The sequence below is a fragment of the Thalassolituus marinus genome (genome assembly GCF_020320395.1).
GTDB classification, from domain to species: domain Bacteria; phylum Pseudomonadota; class Gammaproteobacteria; order Pseudomonadales; family Oceanobacteraceae; genus Venatoribacter; species Venatoribacter marinus.
The window spans coordinates 143,527-163,100 of record NZ_JAEDAH010000088.1; the positions used below are offsets into that span (position 1 = coordinate 143,527).

The following is a 19,574-nucleotide window of genomic DNA, read 5'->3' on the forward strand; positions in this document are numbered from 1 at the left end:
TCGCGAGGTCAGGAAATATCAAGGTTTCAAGGGTAAACGAGCCAGAACAGCGCGAAGCGGGCCGGTTTTTGCTCCTGCAAAACCTGCATTTCCGCCATCCTTGGCGGTCAGGAGTTAAGCCCGTCCGGCGATAGGGGCGGTCCGACGTATCGGAAGGCCCCTCTATGAGGACAAGGGGCCCGGAATATCCCACAAAAGTTCAAATGAAAATTTGTGGGACACTAGTGGGCTGATGCCGGTTTTTTATGCCTGCTGAAATGATAGTCAGCAGGGTGTGTACTTCTTATCAGATACGGAAGGTTTGCAGTGTACCAGGCATGCTCAGTGGCAACGCCGCCGGATTATTTTCGGCTGTCAGGTGTTCAATAGCATTGAGCGAGGAGACTGGTTCAAGGCTGGCAATACGATTATTGCTGACGTACAGACGAGTCAGTGAAGACAGCGCTTCAACGCCATTCAGCGAGGTCAGGGCGTTGTCATTAGCTACCAGAGTCTTCAGGCTGGACAGAGGTGCCAGTATGCTCAGATCCTGAACGCCATTATGACTGATATCCAGATGAGCGAGCTTCATAACGGACGCCAGTGGGGTGGCATCCTCTACCTTGTTCAGTTTCAAATTCAGGACTCTGAGTTCCTGAAACTGTTCAATTCCGTCTATAGTTTGAATGTTATAGTCGGCGCACTCCAGCATCTGCAGCTGTTCTGTGAACGCGATTCCAGTGTCCTGCAGACACTGACTGAAGTTAGCATCGCTGATAAGGGAATAGTCTACCGGCGTTTTCTTAGCCACAACGGTCTGTTCTGCATTATCTGCAGAGTCTGATGAAGTATCGGAGGCTGACGCAGACGAGCTGCTGCCAGAACCGCTGCTACATGCGGCAAGAAAGGATGACATAGCCAACGCCAGGGCGCATTTATTCCAGGACGTGTTCATGGTGAAGCCTGATTTATTATTTTTGTAGTGTCACCATCGTACCACAAGCGGACTTCTGACTCTACAAAACAGTGCTTCCGAACATCCTCTCCAGGTGTTTGATTTGCCAAGGTTTTTTCGTTTCAGTCAGAAAAATTACAAATAAGGCGTGATAGTCATGCTCGATCTTAACGAACTCAGTGTCTTCATCCGCGTGGTGGATGAGGGAAGCTTTACCGGCGCGGGTAAAGTACTGGGAATGCCCAAGTCCCGCGTCAGTCGGATGGTGGCTGATCTCGAAGACAAACTGGGAGCGCGTCTTTTGCAGCGCACCACGCGCCAGCTCAGTCTGACTGAGGTTGGGGCAGCCTACTACAATCGCTGCCGGCATCTGGTCGTCGAGATCCTCGACACTCACGAAATGATTGCCGACCGGGAGGAAAACCCTCAGGGCATTCTGCGTATAGCGTCACCAATGAACTCAGGCACGACCATTATGGGGCGTTACGCTTCGCGTTTTCAGGCGTTGTATCCTGATATTCGTGTTGAACTGGTCCACTATGACGAGAGTGTCAATCTGATTCAGGAAGGATTTGATGTCGGACTGTTTCAGGGTGAGATGCCTGATTCGACCTTAATCGGCCGGCAGATTCTGGATGCTGACTCTGTGCTGTGTGCATCGCCATCCTATCTGAAAAAAATCGGCTATCCCCAGCATCCGCGCGATATCATCGGTCTCTACTGTATCAAGCTGGGTACCGGTGCACAGGATCAGGTGCATGAGCTGGTCAGCGATAGTGGCGAAAGTTGTTCCATCAGTTTGCGCCCTAAGCTGATCACAAACCTTATGGATACTGCTCTGGGGGCAATTTTGCAGGGTGGTGGTATTGGTAGCATTCCCTATCTGCTGGCGATTGAATACATCCTCACCGGGCAGTTGGTCCCCATCTTCCACAATTGGCAGCTGAAGCCAGTCCCCGTTACGCTGGCGTATCCGTCACGTCAGTATCTGCCACGTAAGGTAAGGGTATTTATCGACTTTATTGTTGAAGAGGTCGATAAACTCGAGACCATGCTGCACGAAAATTGCAGCGCAGAAGAAATGATGGCGGCCTTTCGGGAATTACTTGAATTCCCGGACATGCCCGTAAGCTGAGGTTCTGGCCGTGCGCTCACCTCCCTGCTAGTCTGAATCTGTTGGTCAGATCAGGGGAGATCGTATGGCCCGGATACCCGGTTGTTATTGTGATCAGTTGCCTGAGCAAACGCTCAGCCAGCTGTCGGCGGTTATACAGGCCGGTAGCCTGTTGCCGACCGATGCGGAAACAGCCGATATCGTAATTCTGGGCAGGCACAGCGATTTCCGCGCGGATAGTGATGATGCCGCTACTCTGTATCTGATTGAAGCCGGCCATCCAGACACGGAGCTGGCAAACTTCCTCATTCCGGAAAACTTTCCTCCTGCTTTTCTTCGTAACGCCCTTACTCAGGTTATCCGCCACTGGCAGTTACAGCAGCAGGCCGACAGCCTGAACGCTGACAGTGAGTTTCAGCAACGGCAGTTCGAGCGACTTATGTCGATTGGCATTGCCCTGTCCGCAGAGCAGGATCATCAGCGATTACTGGCGTTGATTGTGCGCGAGGCGCGCGAGTTTGCCAGTTGTGATGCGGCCTCCATTTTCCTCATCGAGCCTGGTGATGATGGCAGAGAGCAGCTGGTGTTCAAACTGACACAGAATGATTCCGTGGCGTTTGATGTGAGCGAGCAACGCTTCCCGTTAGATCGTACCTCGCTGGCAGGCTTCGCAGCGTTGTCCGGAGAGGTGCTGAACTTCAGTGATGTATACCGACTTCCTCAGGTCAGCCCTTATCGTTTTAACAAAGCCTTTGATCTCAGTACCGGTTATCGCACACGTTCAATGCTGGTGATTCCGATGAAGCGCCACGATGGCCGCGTTGTTGGTGTCATTCAGTTTATTAACCGTAAAAAAAACCGGCAGCAGAAGCTGACCACAGCTCAGCTGTGTAAGACCGAAACTCTGGCGTTTGATGAGCCTCTGGTCAGGTTGCTGGAAACCATGGCCAGTCAGGCGGCGGTCGCCATCGAAAATAATCAGTTGCTGGAGCAGATAAATAACCTGTTTGAAGGGTTCGTGCGGGCATCGGTTCATGCCATTGAACAACGTGATCCAACCACCAGTGGCCATTCTTTCCGCGTTGCCGACCTGACCGTTGCACTGGCTGAAGCCGTTGATAGCAGCCGGCAGCATGAGCTTGCTTCTCTGCGTTTCAGTAGTGAACAGATGCGGGAACTGCGCTATGCGGCGCTGCTGCACGACTTTGGTAAAGTGGGCGTGCGTGAGCATGTGCTGGTGAAGGCAAGAAAACTGACTCCCGAGTCCTGGTTACGATTTCAGTACCGTATAGAGCTTCAGCGTGAAAGAGTGATGAATCATTTTCTGCGCCAGCGTCTGGCGCTGCAACGTGAACACCGGCTGAGCAGTGAACGAGAAGAGCAACTGCACCAGCAGGAGGCTCAGGCCTTACAGCGCTTGCAGGCCATGAAAGAGGCCGTGACACTGGCGAATGAACCCAGCGTACTGGGTGACGATACTTTCGAGTCACTGAAGGCTCTGTGTGAAGAGCGCTTCACTGATGCCGACGGTCAGGATGTACCACTGCTGGATGACCACGATTTTCTCGCCCTCGCAGTGCGCAGGGGATCGCTAACCGACGGTGAGCGCCGGGAAATTGAAAGTCATGTCAGTCACACCATTCGCTTTCTCGAAACTATCCCCTGGACCACGCAGCTCAGTTCAGTGCCGTTAATTGCCGGAGCACACCATGAAAAACTGGATGGCAGTGGCTACCCGTATGGATTAAAAGCTGCCGATATTCCGCCGGGGGCAAAGATTATGGCTATCTGCGATATTTTTGATGCACTCACCGCAACGGACCGGCCTTATAAACCGGCTGTACCGCTGGAGAAAGCACTGGATATCATCGTTGCAGAAAGCCGAAATGGTAAACTGGATGCTGCCATGACCTCGGTGTTTACCTGTTTGCCGCTAACCGCAATCGTTCCTTCTATCCGCACACTGTGACGATTTCTATTCGTCAGTCTGTCATCTAAGTGTCACATATTCGCAACATACTGCACCGCGTTTAATCGTGGTGCGGTCGTTTTCCGATGCTGCAATATTGCGGCAAAAATACTGAATAACGCCCACCGGACATTTTCTGAAGTGAAGAAATCCTGCGTTCCATAGGGGGCAAAATGAAACTGAATCCAATACTGCTCGGTGCTGCTTCTGCACTGTTCACCGTGCAGGTAATGGCTGGCCAGGCTGTGTTTTATGTGACTGAAGAAGGTAGCGCTGTGCGCGATCTGGCAGTGACTGTCGACGGCAAGAAAAAACTGGTCAGTTCTTCCGGCTTTGTCGTGTTTGATATCGAAAATGGCGACCATAAAGTCGAGCTTTCCCAATATGGTGAATGGCTGGGTGAGTTCAATTTCGAAACTGAAAACAGCCAGCAAAATGCGGAAGTTCAGGTAGAAATGCTGGGTGGTGAAGCCATGCCAGACATTAATGTTTATACCCCGGGACAAGAACAGGTAGTCGCACTGGGTCAGATCTCCGGCTATCTGCAGTCGGAAGAAACCGGTGGTCCGGTCAGTGGTGCTCGCGTAACGGTCGAAGGTACGGAGCTGGCTGTAATGACAGACAACGACGGTTTTTTCAGCTTTGAATTACCGCGCGGTGCTTACGATGTTGTCGTTAATCACCCGAACTACGGTAAGCGCGATGTGTCTGGCATCCGCGTGATGGGTAACGTTAATACCGGCGTTAACCTGACTATGAGTATGTCCGGCGATGGCATGATCGAAGAAGTGGTAGCGGTCGGTTCCTATATTCCTTCAACCGCCACTGCACAGGAACGTGATTCCTCTGCGGTTCTGGATGCGATTGGTGCCGAGCAGATGGCTCGCTTCGGTGATTCCAGTGCAGCATCTGCGCTGACCCGTGTTGCCGGTGTATCGGTAGTTGGCGGTCAGTTCGCCGTTGTACGTGGTATGGCAGGTCGTTATATCTCAGCCACCCTGAATGGTAGCCCGATGCCAAGTACCGACCCTATGCGTCGCGATGTTCCACTCGATCTGTTCCCGGCTTCTGTACTCGGTGGTATCGATATTCAGAAGACCTTCACTGCCGATATGCCGGGAGATTCAACCGGTGGTGCCATTCGTATGAGCACCAAAGGTATGCCGGATGAAGACGGCTCAAAAGCGACCGTTACTCTGGGTCTTAATACCCGCACGACCTTCAGCGATGTGAATGGCTATGAAGGTGGTGAATATGACTTTATGGGCTTTGATGATGGCACCCGTGAGCTGCCATCCTATGCAGACTCTCTGACCAACGGTGGTCGTGATTCAATCAACTACTGCTCTAACGCGGCTCTGTGCCTGACACCGGATCAGGGTGTTGAACTGAGTAAGTCGTTTGAAAATATTTACAACGTAGACCAGGTTCAGGCGCGTCCTGAAAAAGGTTTCTCGCTGTCGACCGGTAAACTGCTGGATTCTGGCGTTGGTCTGTACGGTGCATTCTCATACAAAGATAAATGGTCTGCCCGTCACGATGCCCAGGTTGACGATGGTGGTGTTTACGGTACGTATGAACGTACAAAACGCAATATCGACGTTGCTGGTTACTTCGTTGCTGGCATGGAAGATGAAAACAGCAGCTACAGCAGCAAGACGATTCTGCTGCGTAAGACGGACGACACCATTTCCACCAAGTCGGTATACGACGACTCCAAGGATCAGCAGGTTGATTCCGTACTGCTGCAATGGGTAGAGCGTCAGTATCTGGGTGAACAGATCTCGGGTGAACATATCTTTAATTCAGGTGATACCGAACACACCATCAATTGGCGTGCTGGTATTGCACAGACCACGCGTTACGAACCGGATCGTCGTAGCTATCAGTTCATTAACGAAAACATTCTGACCGGTTCTCTGGAACGTCGTTACTCTGAACTGACAGAAACAGCAATGGATCTTGGTCTGGATTATAAAATGGAAATGCTCGCCGGTGACGATCTTTATATCCGTATGAAGACCGGCTTTATGGTCAGCAATAAAGACCGTGAAGTCACTATGGGGCGTTTCGGTGTTCAGCGACTGAACAGTGATGCTTCTCAGGTGGGTACGCTGGAAGAAATTCTCAGTGATACCGCATTTGAAAACTATGACTACGCGATTAATACACTGACCACAGAAACCGACAATTACGACGCTACCGATGAGATGCTGGCTGGTTATCTGGCGGGTGAAGTGGATGTTGCCAGTGTGACCATGATTGCTGGTGCGCGCATGGAAAGCTCGACGCAGACACTGGAATATCCGGATGCCTCGGCGTCTGATAATGAATTAACTTCCGATAAAGTGCTGCCAATGGCCGGTATGATCTGGCGCGCCAATGACGAACTGCAATTCCGTGCCAGCTTCAGCCAGACAATTTCGCGTCCGGGTCTGACTGAACGTTCTGCTTCTGTGCAGTACGATCCTGAAACAGACGATCCACTGCAGGGTAATCCGGATCTGGAAATTTCCGATATTACTAACCTGGATCTGCGTGCTGAATATTACTTCTCTGATGAAGAAAACATCACACTGGCACTGTTCAACAAAACCGTTGATTCACCGATCGAACGCACCGTAGCGAATGCCGATGGTTCTGCAGCAACTGGTTTTACCTTCCGCAATGAAGACACTGCGGATCTGAGTGGTGTCGAAATTGATTTCCGTAAAAATACCCTCGATACCGACAGTCTGACCGGCTTTATTTCCGGCAACCTGACGTATATCGATGCGGAAGTAACCCTGAGCCCGGAAACCGCCAAACTGGAAGGCCGTGACAGCCGTCAGCTGCAGGGACAGTCAAAATATCTGGCTAACCTGCAGTTCGGTTTTGATCATCTGACCAGTGGCCAGTCACTGACGCTGCTGGTGAATTACTTCGACGATCGTATTTATGCCGCTAACCGTGGTGATCTGGAATACGAAGTAGAGCGTGGTCGCACCACTCTGGATCTGGTGTATCGCTATGACGTAAGCGATGTCATGACAGTAAAAGCGAAAGCTAAAAATATTACCGATGCAAAAGTCGCGTATGCACGTGCTGATCAGGAAATTGAAAGCTATTACAACGGTGCTGATATCACTGCATCGCTGGAATATTTGTTCTGATTAAACGATTTGTAATTTTAGTGTAATAAAGCCGGCTGAGAATAGCCGGCGAGAATTAAAAACATCTACCGAGGATTTATTCGATGGAACTCAAAAAACACTACCTGGCACTCGCCGTACTGTCTGCAACTCTGGTTGGTTGTGGCGGCGACAGCAGCTCAAGCAGCAACGATTCAGCGGACTCGTTCGTAAGCTGTGAAAACGACGTTTGTACTCTGAGCGGTACTATCGACGAAGATTACACTCTGACTGCTGACAAAACCTGGGTACTGAGTGGCTTTGTTAAAGTAGGTCTGGGTAACGGTGGCGTGAGCAGCGCTGCAGACGTACAGGCACTGAAAGACAACGGTGTAACTCTGACTGTTGAAGAAGGCACTCACGTACGTGCTCTGAACGACGGTGTTCTGCTGGTAACTCGTGGTTCTAAACTGGAAGCCGTTGGTACTCCTGCGGCACCAATCACATTCTCTTCTTACCAGGATGATAACCTGGACGGCGAAGGCGAATGGGGTGGTGTGATCATCCAGGGCTTCGCTCCACAGTATGGTGTTGGTGGTACTGGTGCATGTTTCGTAGGTAACACTGACGAAGTATGTAACGTTCAGGGTGAAGGCGGCACTGGCGTAGGTTTCTACGGCGGTAACGAGCCAGCGGATAACTCCGGTACTCTGAAATACGTTCGTATCGCCGAAGGCGGTAAAGTGGCTGGTCCTAACAACGAAATCAACGGTCTGACTCTGCAGGGTGTTGGTCATGGTACTACCATCGATTACGTACAGGTTCACGCTAACCTGGATGATGGTATCGAGTGGTTCGGTGGTACTGTTAACGTAACCCACGCTGTACTGACCAGCAACGACGACGACGATATCGATTTCGATACTGGTTACAAAGGTAACATCCAATTCGCTATCGTGCGTAAGAACCCTACCAAAACTGCTCCATCCGGTTCTAACGATCCACGTGGTATTGAAGCGAACTCTTCTGACGCTGAGTTCGTTCGGGAAACTGAAGGTGCACTGGCCAACATCACCATCGTTGGTTCTGAAGTGAACAAAGCAGAAAACAGCAAAGGCGATGGCCTGCAGCCAGGCATGCGTCTGCGTGGTGCTCTGACTGCACGTCTCTATAACTCTCTGGTTCTGAACTTCGACGACTGTGTTCGTATCGACGATGCTGACACTGATGAAAACGAAGCTACTACCGGTACTGGTATGCCAACTGGTATCGATGCAGTATCTGACGTGACTCTGACCAACGTTATCGGTTCTTGCGATGACAAGTTCTACGCTAAGCGTGACGCTGATCACGAGAACGGTACTGTAGGTGCAGCGACTATCGACCTGGACGAAGCCGCAGCTCTGACTTCCAGCACTGTTAGCGTGACTACCTGGGAACCAGTAGATAACGGTTCTGGCTTTGCGTTCCAGCCTACTAACTATGTCGGTGCTGTTGCTCCGGGTACTGCTGAAGCAGATGCATGGTGGTACGGTTGGGTGATCGAAGGTTCTATGGACGGAATCGAGACCCAGGGCGAGTAAGTAATTACCTGCCTGATGAAAACGGCACCTTCGGGTGCCGTTTTTTTTTGCCTGAAATTCTTCCGCGTTTTATCGCTGTCACAAAACTGCAGCCATTCTGTCATGTCACAGAACTGTCACAGAACTGCAGTATCTTGCTTCCCGAATTCTGAGATCCTGCTCTGGCAGGTGTTATCGATCACAACGGGTATTAGATATGCAACTGCAAACTCGTCACCTTCTGGCTGCGGCCGTTCTGAGCGCAGGTATGGCAATGAGCGCTACCGCTGCGACCATCGACAGCGCACTGGACAAAGGTGTTAACCGTGCTGAAACAGCACAAAAATCACAGCAGAAGATTGACTCCATCGACAGCAGCATCCGTTCTGCTGAGCGTGAGTACCGTGGCCTGATTAAGGAAATCGACGGCCTGAATGTTTATATCCAGCAGTTGGATAAACAACTGGCTGCTCAGGAAGATGAGATGGCCAGCATTGAAGCAAGCATCAAAAATGTGACGCTGGTAGAGCGCCAGATTACTCCTCTGATGCTGCGCATGATCGACGCTGTTGATCAATTCGTCGCGGCTGACGTGCCTTTCCTGAAAGATGAGCGCAGCCAGCGTGTGCAGGGACTGAAAGATCTGATGGGGCGTTCCGACGTTACCGTTGCGGAAAAATACCGCAAGGTAATGGAAGCCTATCAGGCTGAAGTCGACTACGGTCGCACCATCGAATCTTACCGTGGAACGCTGGATGTTGCCGGTGAAGCACGTGAAGTCGATTTCCTGCGTGTTGGTCGTATTGCGCTGATGTACCAGTCACTTGATGGCCAGAATCTGGGCGTGTGGAACACGGCTTCTGCGCAATGGGAAACACTGGACCCATCCTATAAAAGCAAGCTGATGGCGGGTATTCGTATCGCTCGCGAACAGTCAGCACCTGATCTGATTAAAGTACCTGTTGCTGCGCCGGTAAGCGCTAACCAGGAGGCAAACTAATGAAACTGCGTTCTATTTTCATGGCTGTTGCAGCCACTGTTGCCATCTCCATGCCTGCTCAGGCCGCGGATACCCTGACGGTTGATGACCTGCTGAAGCTGGTAGAACAGGGCCAGGCCCGTGATGACAAATCTTTTAAAGCTCGCATGGCACGCTTTAATGCGTCTAAAGCAGAACAGGAAAAACTGGTCAGTAATGCGCAGGATGAGCGCAGCCGTCTGGAGCAACTGAGTGCCAGCAAAGAAGCACAGTTCCAGCAAAATGAAACAGCGATCGCTGAAGCGCAGGAGCGTCTGACTAACCGTCTGGGTTCCCTGAAGGAACTGTTCGGTGTTCTGCAACAGGTTGCTGGCGATACCAAATCGGTATTTGAAGGCTCTGTTGTCAGCTCAGAGCTGCCAGGCCGCGAAGCCTTCCTGACCGATCTTATCCAGACTGCGGGCTCTTCCTCGAAGCTGCCATCCATTCAGGATCTGGAAAAACTGTGGTTTGAAATGCAGCGCGAAGCGACTTACAGCGGCCGTATTTCCCGTTACAACGCCGAAGTGGTTATGCCATCCGGTGAAACCGTTGAAAAAACGGTTGTTCGTGTTGGTGGCTTCAATGCCGTAGCGGCGGGCAACTACCTGAACTGGGATCTGGAAGCGGGTCGTCTGGTTGAGCTGGATAAGCAACCGGGTGGCCGTTACAACGGTCCGGCTGCTGAACTGGAAAGTGCTTCTGGTACTGAACTAACCGGTTTCTGGGTTGATCCTTCCCGTGGCCAGTTACTGAAAATCATGGGTCAGTCACCAGAGCTGGGCGACCGTGTTGATCAGGGTGGTGTGGTTGGCTACATCATTATGGTTCTGGGTGCTATCGGTGTGCTGCTGGCGGTATGGCGCATGATCGTTCTGTACGGCGAAGCGGGTCGTATTAAGGCACAGATGAAGTCTGATAACGCGAACGAGAATAATGCTCTTGGTCGTGTAATGGCTGTGTTTAATGCCAATAAAAACGCCGACACTGAAACACTGGAACTGCACCTGGGTGAAGCCATCGCTGCTGAAATTCCACGTCTGACCCGTGCAATTGGCTGGATCAAAATTATCTCTGTGGTCGCACCGCTACTGGGTCTGCTGGGTACTGTGACCGGTATGATCGACGTGTTTGAAACCATGTCTCTGTTTGGCACCGGTGATCCGAAACTGATGGCCGGCGGTATTTCTCAGGCACTGGTAACAACCGTTCTGGGTCTGGTAGCAGCAATTCCTTGTGTATTCCTGCACACCCTGACCAACAACCGTTCCCGTGAGCTGATGATGATTCTCGAAGAGCGTGCAACCGGTATCCTGGCTCGCCAGGCTGAACAGCAACAGGCTAAAGCGGCGTAATTCATTATGTTCGTCGATTTTTACGAACCCGTATATCTGTTCATGGAGCGTGGAGGCGACGTCCTCTACGCCATCTTCGGACTGATTTTTATCCTCTGGTTACTGGTTCTTGAACGTGGCGCGTACTTTATTTTTGCTCACCGCAAGGCAGTGGCAACAGCCGTTGCCGAGTGGGAAGCCCGAAATGAACGTCGCTCATGGGCAGCGCATCAGATTCGTCAGGATCTGATCAGCACTCTGACCATCGATCTGAACGCCAATATGAGCACTATCAAAATGCTTATTGGCCTGGCACCTCTGTTCGGTCTGCTCGGTACAGTTACCGGCATGATTGAGGTGTTTGATGTGATGGCGTTTCTCGGGAATGGCAGTCCGAAAGCAATGGCTTCCGGTATTTCCAAAGCCACTATTCCTACCATGGCGGGGATGGTTGGTGCACTGACCGGGGTGTTTGCTCAGTCGTTGCTCGAACGTTTTATCAAGCGTGAAAGAATTCACCTTGAAGACCAGTTAACTTTTGATCATTAATTCAGGATTACTGTTATGAGACGTGGTTTCTCAAATATGGCCGCTCAGGAAGCAGAAGGCGAAATCGACATCACGCCAATGCTCGACGTGGTTTTTATCATGCTGATTTTCTTTATTGTGACGGCTTCTTTCGTAAAAGAATCGGGCATTGAAGTTAATCGTCCGGACGCCAGCACCTCACAGGCTAAGCCGCGCGCCAACATTCTGATTGCGATTAACGATCTGGGCGAAATCTGGATTGATAAACGTAAGGTTGATGAAAGCCAGGTGCGCGCAAACATCGAACGTATGCACGCCGAAAATCCACAGGGAACCGTGGTGATTCAGGCTGACGAGGAAGCGAAAACCCGCCTGCTGGTATCGGTCATGGATTCTGCCCGAGCTGCTGGTGTGTACGATGTTTCGCTGGCGACGGAGAAGTAATCATGCAATCCACCATGCTTCGCTTCGGCTCAGCACTGGCGGTAGCAGCGGTAGCCACTTTTGCTGTTTTCTGGGTAATGCAAAGCCTGATCAGCAGTGGTGGCTCGGTATTGAATGAACAGGATTTCGGTAAATTACAGAGTTTTGTAATGAGCAAACCGGATGACGATGTTCAGACAAAAGACCGTAAACCGCGCAAGCCACCAACGCCACCGGAAGAGCCGCCTAAGCCGGAAATGCAGCAGCCTGAGTTTGCCAAAGCTGATACCTCTGCTTTTGACGTGGGCGGTTTCGATTTATCGGCCGACCTGAATGTTGATGCGGGACTTGGCGGTGGTACCGGTGATGGTGAATATCTGCCAATTGTGAAAGTTGCACCGACTTACCCTCGCCGAGCTGCTCAGAAGGGCATCGAAGGGTATGTCGTGGTTGAGTTTACCGTCACAACACTGGGTACTGTGGTTGACCCCCGGGTGATCGAAGCCGATCCGCCGGGAATTTTTGACCGCGCAGCGACTCAGGCAGTGACCAAGTTCAAGTACAAACCAAAAATGGAAAATGGTAAGCCAATCGAAGTGAAAGGCGTACGCAACATTATCCGTTTTGAATTAGATAAAAGCGCGCGCTGATTTTTCAGCGCGCCCAACCCGACTAAGGAGCTGGATATGAACAAATCCGTTTCCATTCTGATGAGCGCTGTACTGGCCTATGGCCTGGTGGCTGTAACACCGGTAGTCAGTCAGGCGCAGGCGGCTGAACAGACTGAAGAAGCCAGCAAAAAGCGTGTACGTCGTGCACAGACTCTGCGCCCGGTAATCTTCAAGAAGCTTGATGCTGTACGTGCGCTGGCCGACGAGAAAAAGTATGACGAAGCATTGGATGATCTGGCTTCTGTAGAAAAAGTTCGTCGCAACTCTTACGAGCAGGCGATGACTCACAATATGTATGCCTACGTGTACTTCAATAAAGAAGATTACGCTGGTGCTATCGGTGCCTACAACAATGTACTGGCAGTCGATAATATTCCAGAAAGCCTTGAGCAGACCACACTGTACAGTCTGGCCAAGCTTTACCTGATGCAGGAAAACTACAAAGAGTCTCTGACGACCCTGAATAAATGGTTCACGGTTGTCGAAAAGCCGGGAGCGGAAGCCTTTATTCTGCGTGCGCAGATGCAGTTCCAGCTGGAGCAGTATTCAAAAGCACTTCCGGATGTGAAGAAAGCCATCGCTATGGTGAAAGAGCAGGGCAATAAGCCGAAAGAAAACTGGCTGATGCTTGAGCGTGCTGTTTACTACCAGAACAAGGATTTCAAGAACCTTGCACGCTGTCTGCAGGACCTGGCGACCTTATATCCTAAAGGACAGTACTGGGTGCAGTTGGCGGCGGTATACAGTGAGCTAGGTCAGCCACTGAAAGAGCTGACTGCGCTGGAAAACGCTTACGATCAGAATATGCTGACCCGTGAAGGCGAACTGATGAATCTTGCTTACGCATTGATGGGGCAGGAGATTCCTTTTAAAGCAGCCAAAGTGCTGGAGAAAGGTCTGAAAGATGAGGTGATTAAGCCAACCGCCAAGAACCTGTCGACCCTGGGTGATGCCTGGATGCTGGCCAAAGAATACGATAAAGCCATTGTCGTTATGGCACAGGCGGCTAAAGCCTCCGGAGCCGGTGATGACTTCTTTAAACTGGCGCAGATTCATACCGAGCGTCAGGAATGGAAGCTGGCACTGGATAACGTTAATGCTGCGATCAGCGCGGGTGATCTGAAAAAGACCTCAGCAGCCTATATCCTGAAAGGCAATATTCTTTTCAACCTCGATGATCTGGGCTACGCGCACGATATGTTTGCTAAAGCGAAGGATTATCCTGAAGCTGAGAAAATGGCCGACCAATGGATCAAATACATCGACGGCGAGCAGAAACGTCGTGAGTATATGGCCTCTGCTGGCTGATCGGGCAGAATCTGCCGAAAGGGAGCTTCGGCTCACTGCTGTCCCACAGTTTTAAAGATATCTGTTTTCTATAAACGACTTTTAAATCTGCAATGCCTACTGCCTACCAGGGGAACTTATCCCCTGGCCGGCAGGGCCGACCCCAGCTTTTCGCTCCTGGAGCGTTACCCTCACTCCCTCGATTTTTCAGCCACGCGCCCATGCGACATCCCTGTCGCCGTCCGCTCGCCGGGCATCCTTGCCCGGCGGACCGGAAAAATCATCGTTCATTTCGGCGCTCCAGAATGCGAAGGAATGGCTTCCTCTAAAGCTGCTTTTTAGTACAACGCCTACTCTGAATTTCAGTCAGAGACATGAAGTTCAGATTCTGGGTGACGTTTGAAATAAGGCTGTGAGGTTAACTAACACAGCGCCTCTGGGCTCGCCGCAGAAAGTGTAGATATTTCCGACCAGCCCGAAGGGACTCGGGCAAGCGGCCCCGGCCATGGATGGCCGATGGGGCGCGAGGTCAGGAAATATCAAGGTTTCAAGGGTAAACGAGCCAGGACAGCGCGAAGCGGGCCGGTTTTAGCTCCTGCAAAACCTGCATTTCCGCCATCCATGGCGGTCAGGAGTCACGCCCGTCCGGCGATAGGGGCGGTCCGACGTTTCGGAAGGCCCCTCTATGAGGACAAGGGGCTATGAATATTTCACAAAAGTTCAAATAAAAATTTGTGGGACAGCAGTGGCTTCGGCTCCTTTTTTTATATCCGCAGTTTGCTGAAGGTGGGCAGCGGGATGATCCTGCCAGCGAGTGGATGAAATCCGCGTAAATTCACCCCCCGGCTTTAGCCCTGATGCCTTTACTCTGTAAGCCATAATAATAATCACATGGTAAATCCTATGCGCTCCTTGTCCTCTATCTACCGTGGGCTACTGATCGGTGGTCTGCTGTTCTCATCTCTGGTGACTGCTCAGAGCGAGCAGAGCCTGTCGTCCAGAGCGATGGACCCGTCACTGACACAGGCGCAGCGTATGCAAGCCATTGCTGCGCTGTATCCGCAGCAAATGCAGGATGGCCGTATTCCGCGACGACGTGTCTGTGTCTGGGACTTGCTGGGTAAACGAGGGCCCATCTATGCGGCTGCTCAGGACCAGCAGGCAAAATTGCTGGACCTGGGTGTGCAGGTGGAAATGGATGCCTACACCAATGAAGGCGTGCTGGCAGAAGACCTGAAGGCGGGGCAGTGTGATGCGGCGCTGATGACCGGTTTGCGTGCGCGTAGCTTTAATCGCTTTACCGGTACGCTCGATGCTATCGGAGCGGTTCCTTCGCCACAGCATATGAATTTGCTGATGAAAGTGCTTTCTCATCCATCCAGTGCAGCCAATATGGAAGAAAACGATTTTGTGGTGATGGGATTCGCACCGATGGGGTCAGCGTATATCTTTGTCAATGATCGCCAGATCAGTACGCTTGCCAAGGCTGCAGGTAAGCGTATTGCGGTGATGGATTACGATCCGGTGCAGGCCGAGATGATTCTCGGACTGGGCGCAAATCCGGTTCCGACCAGTACGGTCAGCGCGGGTAGTAAGTTCAATAATAATTCAGTTGATGTATTACCTGCACCGCTGGTGGCCTACAACATTCTTGAACTGTACCGCGGTATGGGTGAGAAAGGCGGCATTGTGGATTATCCGTTTTCTCAGCTGACACTGCAGCTGATTGGTCGTCGCGATAAATTTCCGACTGAGGTTGCGCAATTGGTGCGTGAAGATTTCTACCGTCATTTCCATGAAATTGAAGCTCAGGTTGAACAGCAGACCGGAGATATACCTCAATCAGTATGGATAGCCATTACCGATCAGGAAAAGAGCGAATATCAGGTACTTATGCAGGAGGCCAGGGTGGCACTGCGTGATCGTGGTTATTACGACGGTAAAATGCTGACGTTGCAGCGTAAGGTACGCTGTAAAATTGAACCTGCTAATGCAGAGTGCAGCGCTGGTATCGAGTAATACCAGCGCAGGGCAAAATAATTAATCTGCAGCGCAGAGAATTTATTTCTTCTTCGGAGTCCAGGCCCAGATCATGGTGGCCTTCACTGTTTCGGTGCCGGTCGCATCGGTAATTTTTACCGGCACCTGAATGTCTCCTTTTTCGGTGTTTTTCACGTACGCAAGTTGCTCGTCAGAAAAACTGGCGACTGCGGTCATGTCACCACTGGCACGCTTCAGATATTCCAGTTCCATTGACCGGATAACAATAATGCGGTCGTCCGGTACGCTCATGCCACACATAAAACCGGTTGCCGATTCCGCCAGCAGACCCATAGCGGCTGCGTGCACGCTGCCAATGTGGTTCTGAACTTTCTTTTTGTTGCGCATCACAATGACGCACTCCTGCGGAGTCAGCTTCTCTACTCGGGTACCTGACGTGCCAGCAAAAGGAATCACTTTGCCCATGACTTTCGACAGAGCCCAGGGACGAAGACCTTCCGGAAGCTTATTAACTTTACTAACAACAGAGCTGAGGCGGTTTGATTTAGCCATAACCATTCTTCTTTTTCAGTGGAGGCCGGAGTCTAATCGACTCTTTCGCGTGTCGCTATGGCCCGAATGACATCGATTGCTGGCCCGCTTGTCGCTGATTGTCCTGTATTAATTGGTACGATCGTGCTGTTATTTCGCCCACTGTCATTAACCGATAACAAAAATGCAACGATCCATCGGCAGCATGGGCCCCCTCACTAACTTCGGATACGCACAATGAAACTGAATACAATGATGACTGCTATGCTGCTCCTCCCTGCAGCAGGCGCAATGGCCATGTCAGGAACCCCGGATGCTCTGCCAGATCAGGGCACCGTAAATAAAACCGTGCGGTTTATCGCGGTTGGTGACACTGGCACCGGTGAAGATGGTCAGTACAAAGTGGCTGCGGCCATGCAGGCGCTGTGTGAACAGAAGGGCTGCGATTTTGCTCTCGGTCTGGGGGATAACGTGTATGAATCCGGCGTCGATGACGTCGATGATCTGCAGTTTGTCACCAAGTTTGAGCAGCCATACGCTGCGCTCAATATGCCGTTCTACATGACACTGGGTAATCACGATAACAGCTGGTTGTTTGGTGGTGATGGGCTGGACAACGATCGTGGCGATATTCAGGTGGATTATCACTACCATGAAAATCGTCAGAGCGATAAATGGAACATGCCTGCACGTTATTACACCTTTAATGCGCCACTGGCAGAGGAAACACCGCTGATTACTTTCATCTCAATGGATTCTAACCCGTTGGCGGCGGTGGGTGATGCCGATGCTGAGTACTGGCAACTGCCGTACAAAAAGAAAGAGGCAGAATGGCTGGATAACGTGATGGAAACCTCCGTCGCCCCATGGAAAATCGCTTTTGCTCACCACCCGTTCCTGTCTAACGGTAATCACGGTAACGCCGGTATGTACGATGGTGTACCTGGCGCCGGTGTTATTTACTATGACATGCTGCGCAAACACGTTTGCGATCGTGCAGATCTGATTATCGCCGGTCACGATCATGATATGCAGTTGCTGCAAGCCGATGATTCCTGTGGCAAAACCCTGCACATTGTTTCCGGTGCCGGTGCCAAGAGTCGTTCACTGAAAGACACTGAGCGCAATGATGCCTACTGGCAGCAGGGTGACACGCTGGGCTTCTTCTATCTGGTGGTGGAAGGCGATCAGCTGACTGCGACGGCCGTAACCGTGGATAAGGTGAGTGGCGAGTATCAGGAAAGTTTCAGCAAGAGCTTTACGCGTCAGTAAGCGAAGGCACTGACCGCTGCAGATTAACGCCTGAGGAAAGTGTTATTTCTTCGCGACGATATCAATCTGAGCGGTCGGTTTAATCTGGGGGGATCCCCGAAAACAGGGGGCTAAGCCCCCTGTTTTTATTCGACGCCAGCAATAAACTGCGACATCACAGTGGCGGTTTCCACCGGGCTTTCCATCATCGGAACGTGGCCAATATCTTTCAGAATTTTCACTTCTGCCTGTGGCAGCTTTTCTTTGAAAACATCAACCATTGAGACATCCAGTACCTGGTCCTGTTCACCCCACAGAATCATCGCTGGCATATGCACTTTGTCCTGCAGCTGCTGCTCGAAGTTGATATTCAGCAGGCGCTCGCGGGTGGCCAGCATATCGTCGAAGATTTCCTTATTGATGTCTGCACGGGCAACGGTGTCGCGTACCAGCGCCGGACGCAGTGGCCATGGCAACATCGGTGGCTTGTGCATCACCAGATTCCAGCGGGTTTCAAAGCTTTCTTCGTCAGTGGCGATCAGCGGGTTGTTACCCTGCGCCAGCCCCTGAATAAATTCGCTTGGCTGCGGTGCATCAACACCGGCGGAGTCAATCAGAATCAGACTCTGAATTTCATCCGGATACTGCGTGGCGTAGATGGCACTGATGGCGCCGCCCATGGAGTTACCGGCAATGTGGAAGCGGCTTACACCCAGTTTCTGCATCAGGGCGTGCAGACGCTCAGCCTGATCAACCAGGTCGTAGCTGTTGCTGTCCGGAGCGGGTGTCTGGCCGTGGCCGGCGAGGTCCGGAGCAATCAGGCGGTAATCCGCGGGCAGTTCCATTGCCAGTTTCAGCCAGGTGTCTTTGTTGGCGGAAAAACCATGCACCATCAGCACGACCGGGCCACTACCTGCGCGTTCCATATAGGTCATGTTGACGTCGGTGGTGAGCAGGTTTTTCACTTCAAAGCCTGCTGCATCGCGGCCCAGTTCAACGACTTTGTGGTACAGGGCATCCTGTTGATTGGCGGTACAGCCTGTCGTCAGTAAGGCACCGGCTGCGAGCACAGACAGCAGGGTACGGGTGGCATTTCCCCGGGTGATTTTGAACATAGCGTGAGTTCCTGTGATTATTGTTGTGTGTGTTGCAGCAGCGCGATAAACAAGCAGGCCTGGTCAATGGCGGGTTGCAGCTGCTCTGCCTCCAGCAGCAGGCCGGGACGACAGACCAGCAGAATGCCATCAGACCACTCAATGTGAAGGTGAGGATGCGCCAAAAGCCAGTCACAGACTTCAGGCGTAAGTCTGGGCCACAGTTGCTGCGGATTGGCGGCTTTTACCTGCCAGCGGCGTAATAACAGCGGCTTCTGCTCGTTACGCAGAGGCTGGCGCGGGTGATGATGGGACTCACTGAAGGTGTCGCTGCTGAGCCAGTGGTCGCGGTTAATGCTGAATGCCGACAGGCCTTGCAGCGGTGCTTCAACCAATAACAGGGTCTGGGTGGAGGTGCCAGCGGGAACCACCAGACTGTAATCAAACAGGTTTACATGCGGACCGGCGTTCAGTCGCCCCTCAAGCAAATGGCGAAAATGACGAAACTGGCCGATATCGAGCAGATGAAAGTGGGCATCGATGATGCGCTGGCTGACGCTGGCGTACGGGCGGTAACTCAGTCCCAGTGCCTCACCGGCTGCGCGCAGTGCGGCCCCTCTGCGACCTGAGTCGACTAGCAGCAGGAAGATCATCAGGCCGATAATCAGCGCGACCACGAACAGGCTGAGCAACGGAATCATCAGCGTTGTCTGCATAAGCTCATCCAATGAGGTTTTGCCGAAGAGT

At 51.8% G+C, this 19,574-nt stretch carries 16 protein-coding genes; 12 read left to right on the top strand and 4 right to left on the bottom strand.

Annotated elements, in window-relative coordinates:
- Positions 1-286 precede the first annotated feature (286 nt).
- Positions 287-934, bottom strand: coding sequence for a leucine-rich repeat domain-containing protein (locus tag I9W95_RS13670; RefSeq protein WP_225675822.1), 648 nt, complete (start codon positions 932-934; stop codon positions 287-289).
- A 157-nt stretch (positions 935-1,091) separates the two neighbouring features.
- Here I9W95_RS13670 and I9W95_RS13675 point away from each other — a divergent pair, with 157 nt between their 5' ends.
- From I9W95_RS13675 to I9W95_RS13725, 11 genes are all read left to right on the top strand, one after another.
- Positions 1,092-2,069 (top strand): LysR substrate-binding domain-containing protein, encoded by a 978-nt coding sequence (locus I9W95_RS13675; protein WP_225675824.1) that lies wholly within the window; start codon positions 1,092-1,094, stop codon positions 2,067-2,069.
- A gap of 64 nt (positions 2,070-2,133) precedes the next feature.
- A complete protein-coding gene (locus tag I9W95_RS13680) occupies positions 2,134-4,017 on the top strand; it encodes an HD family phosphohydrolase (RefSeq protein WP_225675826.1) in 1,884 nt (627 codons plus the stop codon).
- 173 nt (positions 4,018-4,190) lie between these two features.
- A complete protein-coding gene (locus I9W95_RS13685) occupies positions 4,191-7,169 on the top strand; it encodes a TonB-dependent receptor (RefSeq protein WP_225675827.1) in 2,979 nt (992 codons plus the stop codon).
- Between the two features lie 83 nt (positions 7,170-7,252).
- Complete coding sequence (locus I9W95_RS13690) at positions 7,253-8,710, top strand: hypothetical protein (protein ID WP_225675829.1); 1,458 nt, start codon at positions 7,253-7,255, stop codon at positions 8,708-8,710.
- A 196-nt stretch (positions 8,711-8,906) separates the two neighbouring features.
- A complete protein-coding gene (locus I9W95_RS13695; RefSeq protein WP_225675831.1) occupies positions 8,907-9,689 on the top strand; it encodes a DUF3450 domain-containing protein in 783 nt (260 codons plus the stop codon).
- Positions 9,689-11,062 (top strand): MotA/TolQ/ExbB proton channel family protein, encoded by a 1,374-nt coding sequence (locus tag I9W95_RS13700; protein WP_225675833.1) that lies wholly within the window; start codon positions 9,689-9,691, stop codon positions 11,060-11,062. The genes I9W95_RS13695 and I9W95_RS13700 overlap by 1 nt, the downstream gene beginning before the upstream one ends.
- Positions 11,063-11,068: 6 nt before the next feature.
- The gene (locus tag I9W95_RS13705; RefSeq protein WP_225675835.1) at positions 11,069-11,590 is read left to right on the top strand and encodes a MotA/TolQ/ExbB proton channel family protein; all 522 of its coding nucleotides are present in this window, start codon (positions 11,069-11,071) and stop codon (positions 11,588-11,590) included.
- 15 nt (positions 11,591-11,605) lie between these two features.
- The gene (locus I9W95_RS13710; RefSeq protein WP_225675837.1) at positions 11,606-12,013 is read left to right on the top strand and encodes an ExbD/TolR family protein; all 408 of its coding nucleotides are present in this window, start codon (positions 11,606-11,608) and stop codon (positions 12,011-12,013) included.
- Positions 12,014-12,015: 2 nt separating this feature from the next.
- Positions 12,016-12,642 (top strand): energy transducer TonB, encoded by a 627-nt coding sequence (locus I9W95_RS13715; protein WP_225675840.1) that lies wholly within the window; start codon positions 12,016-12,018, stop codon positions 12,640-12,642.
- A gap of 36 nt (positions 12,643-12,678) precedes the next feature.
- The gene (locus I9W95_RS13720; protein WP_225675842.1) at positions 12,679-13,971 is read left to right on the top strand and encodes a tetratricopeptide repeat protein; all 1,293 of its coding nucleotides are present in this window, start codon (positions 12,679-12,681) and stop codon (positions 13,969-13,971) included.
- Between the two features lie 882 nt (positions 13,972-14,853).
- Complete coding sequence (locus I9W95_RS13725; protein ID WP_225675845.1) at positions 14,854-15,969, top strand: putative solute-binding protein; 1,116 nt, start codon at positions 14,854-14,856, stop codon at positions 15,967-15,969.
- A gap of 42 nt (positions 15,970-16,011) precedes the next feature.
- Here the strand turns inward: I9W95_RS13725 and I9W95_RS13730 are convergent, their stop codons facing one another.
- Positions 16,012-16,503 carry a DUF4442 domain-containing protein gene (locus I9W95_RS13730; protein WP_225675847.1) on the bottom strand — a complete coding sequence of 164 codons (492 nt, stop codon included), beginning with the start codon at positions 16,501-16,503 and terminating at the stop codon, positions 16,012-16,014.
- Positions 16,504-16,719: 216 nt separating this feature from the next.
- Here I9W95_RS13730 and I9W95_RS13735 point away from each other — a divergent pair, with 216 nt between their 5' ends.
- Positions 16,720-17,754 carry a metallophosphoesterase gene (locus I9W95_RS13735; RefSeq protein WP_225675849.1) on the top strand — a complete coding sequence of 345 codons (1,035 nt, stop codon included), beginning with the start codon at positions 16,720-16,722 and terminating at the stop codon, positions 17,752-17,754.
- Positions 17,755-17,879: 125 nt separating this feature from the next.
- Here I9W95_RS13735 and I9W95_RS13740 read toward each other — a convergent pair whose 3' ends face one another.
- The gene (locus I9W95_RS13740; RefSeq protein ID WP_225675851.1) at positions 17,880-18,848 is read right to left on the bottom strand and encodes an alpha/beta fold hydrolase; all 969 of its coding nucleotides are present in this window, start codon (positions 18,846-18,848) and stop codon (positions 17,880-17,882) included.
- 17 nt (positions 18,849-18,865) lie between these two features.
- Positions 18,866-19,543, bottom strand: coding sequence for a hypothetical protein (locus I9W95_RS13745; protein ID WP_225675853.1), 678 nt, complete (start codon positions 19,541-19,543; stop codon positions 18,866-18,868).
- Positions 19,544-19,574 lie beyond the last annotated feature (31 nt).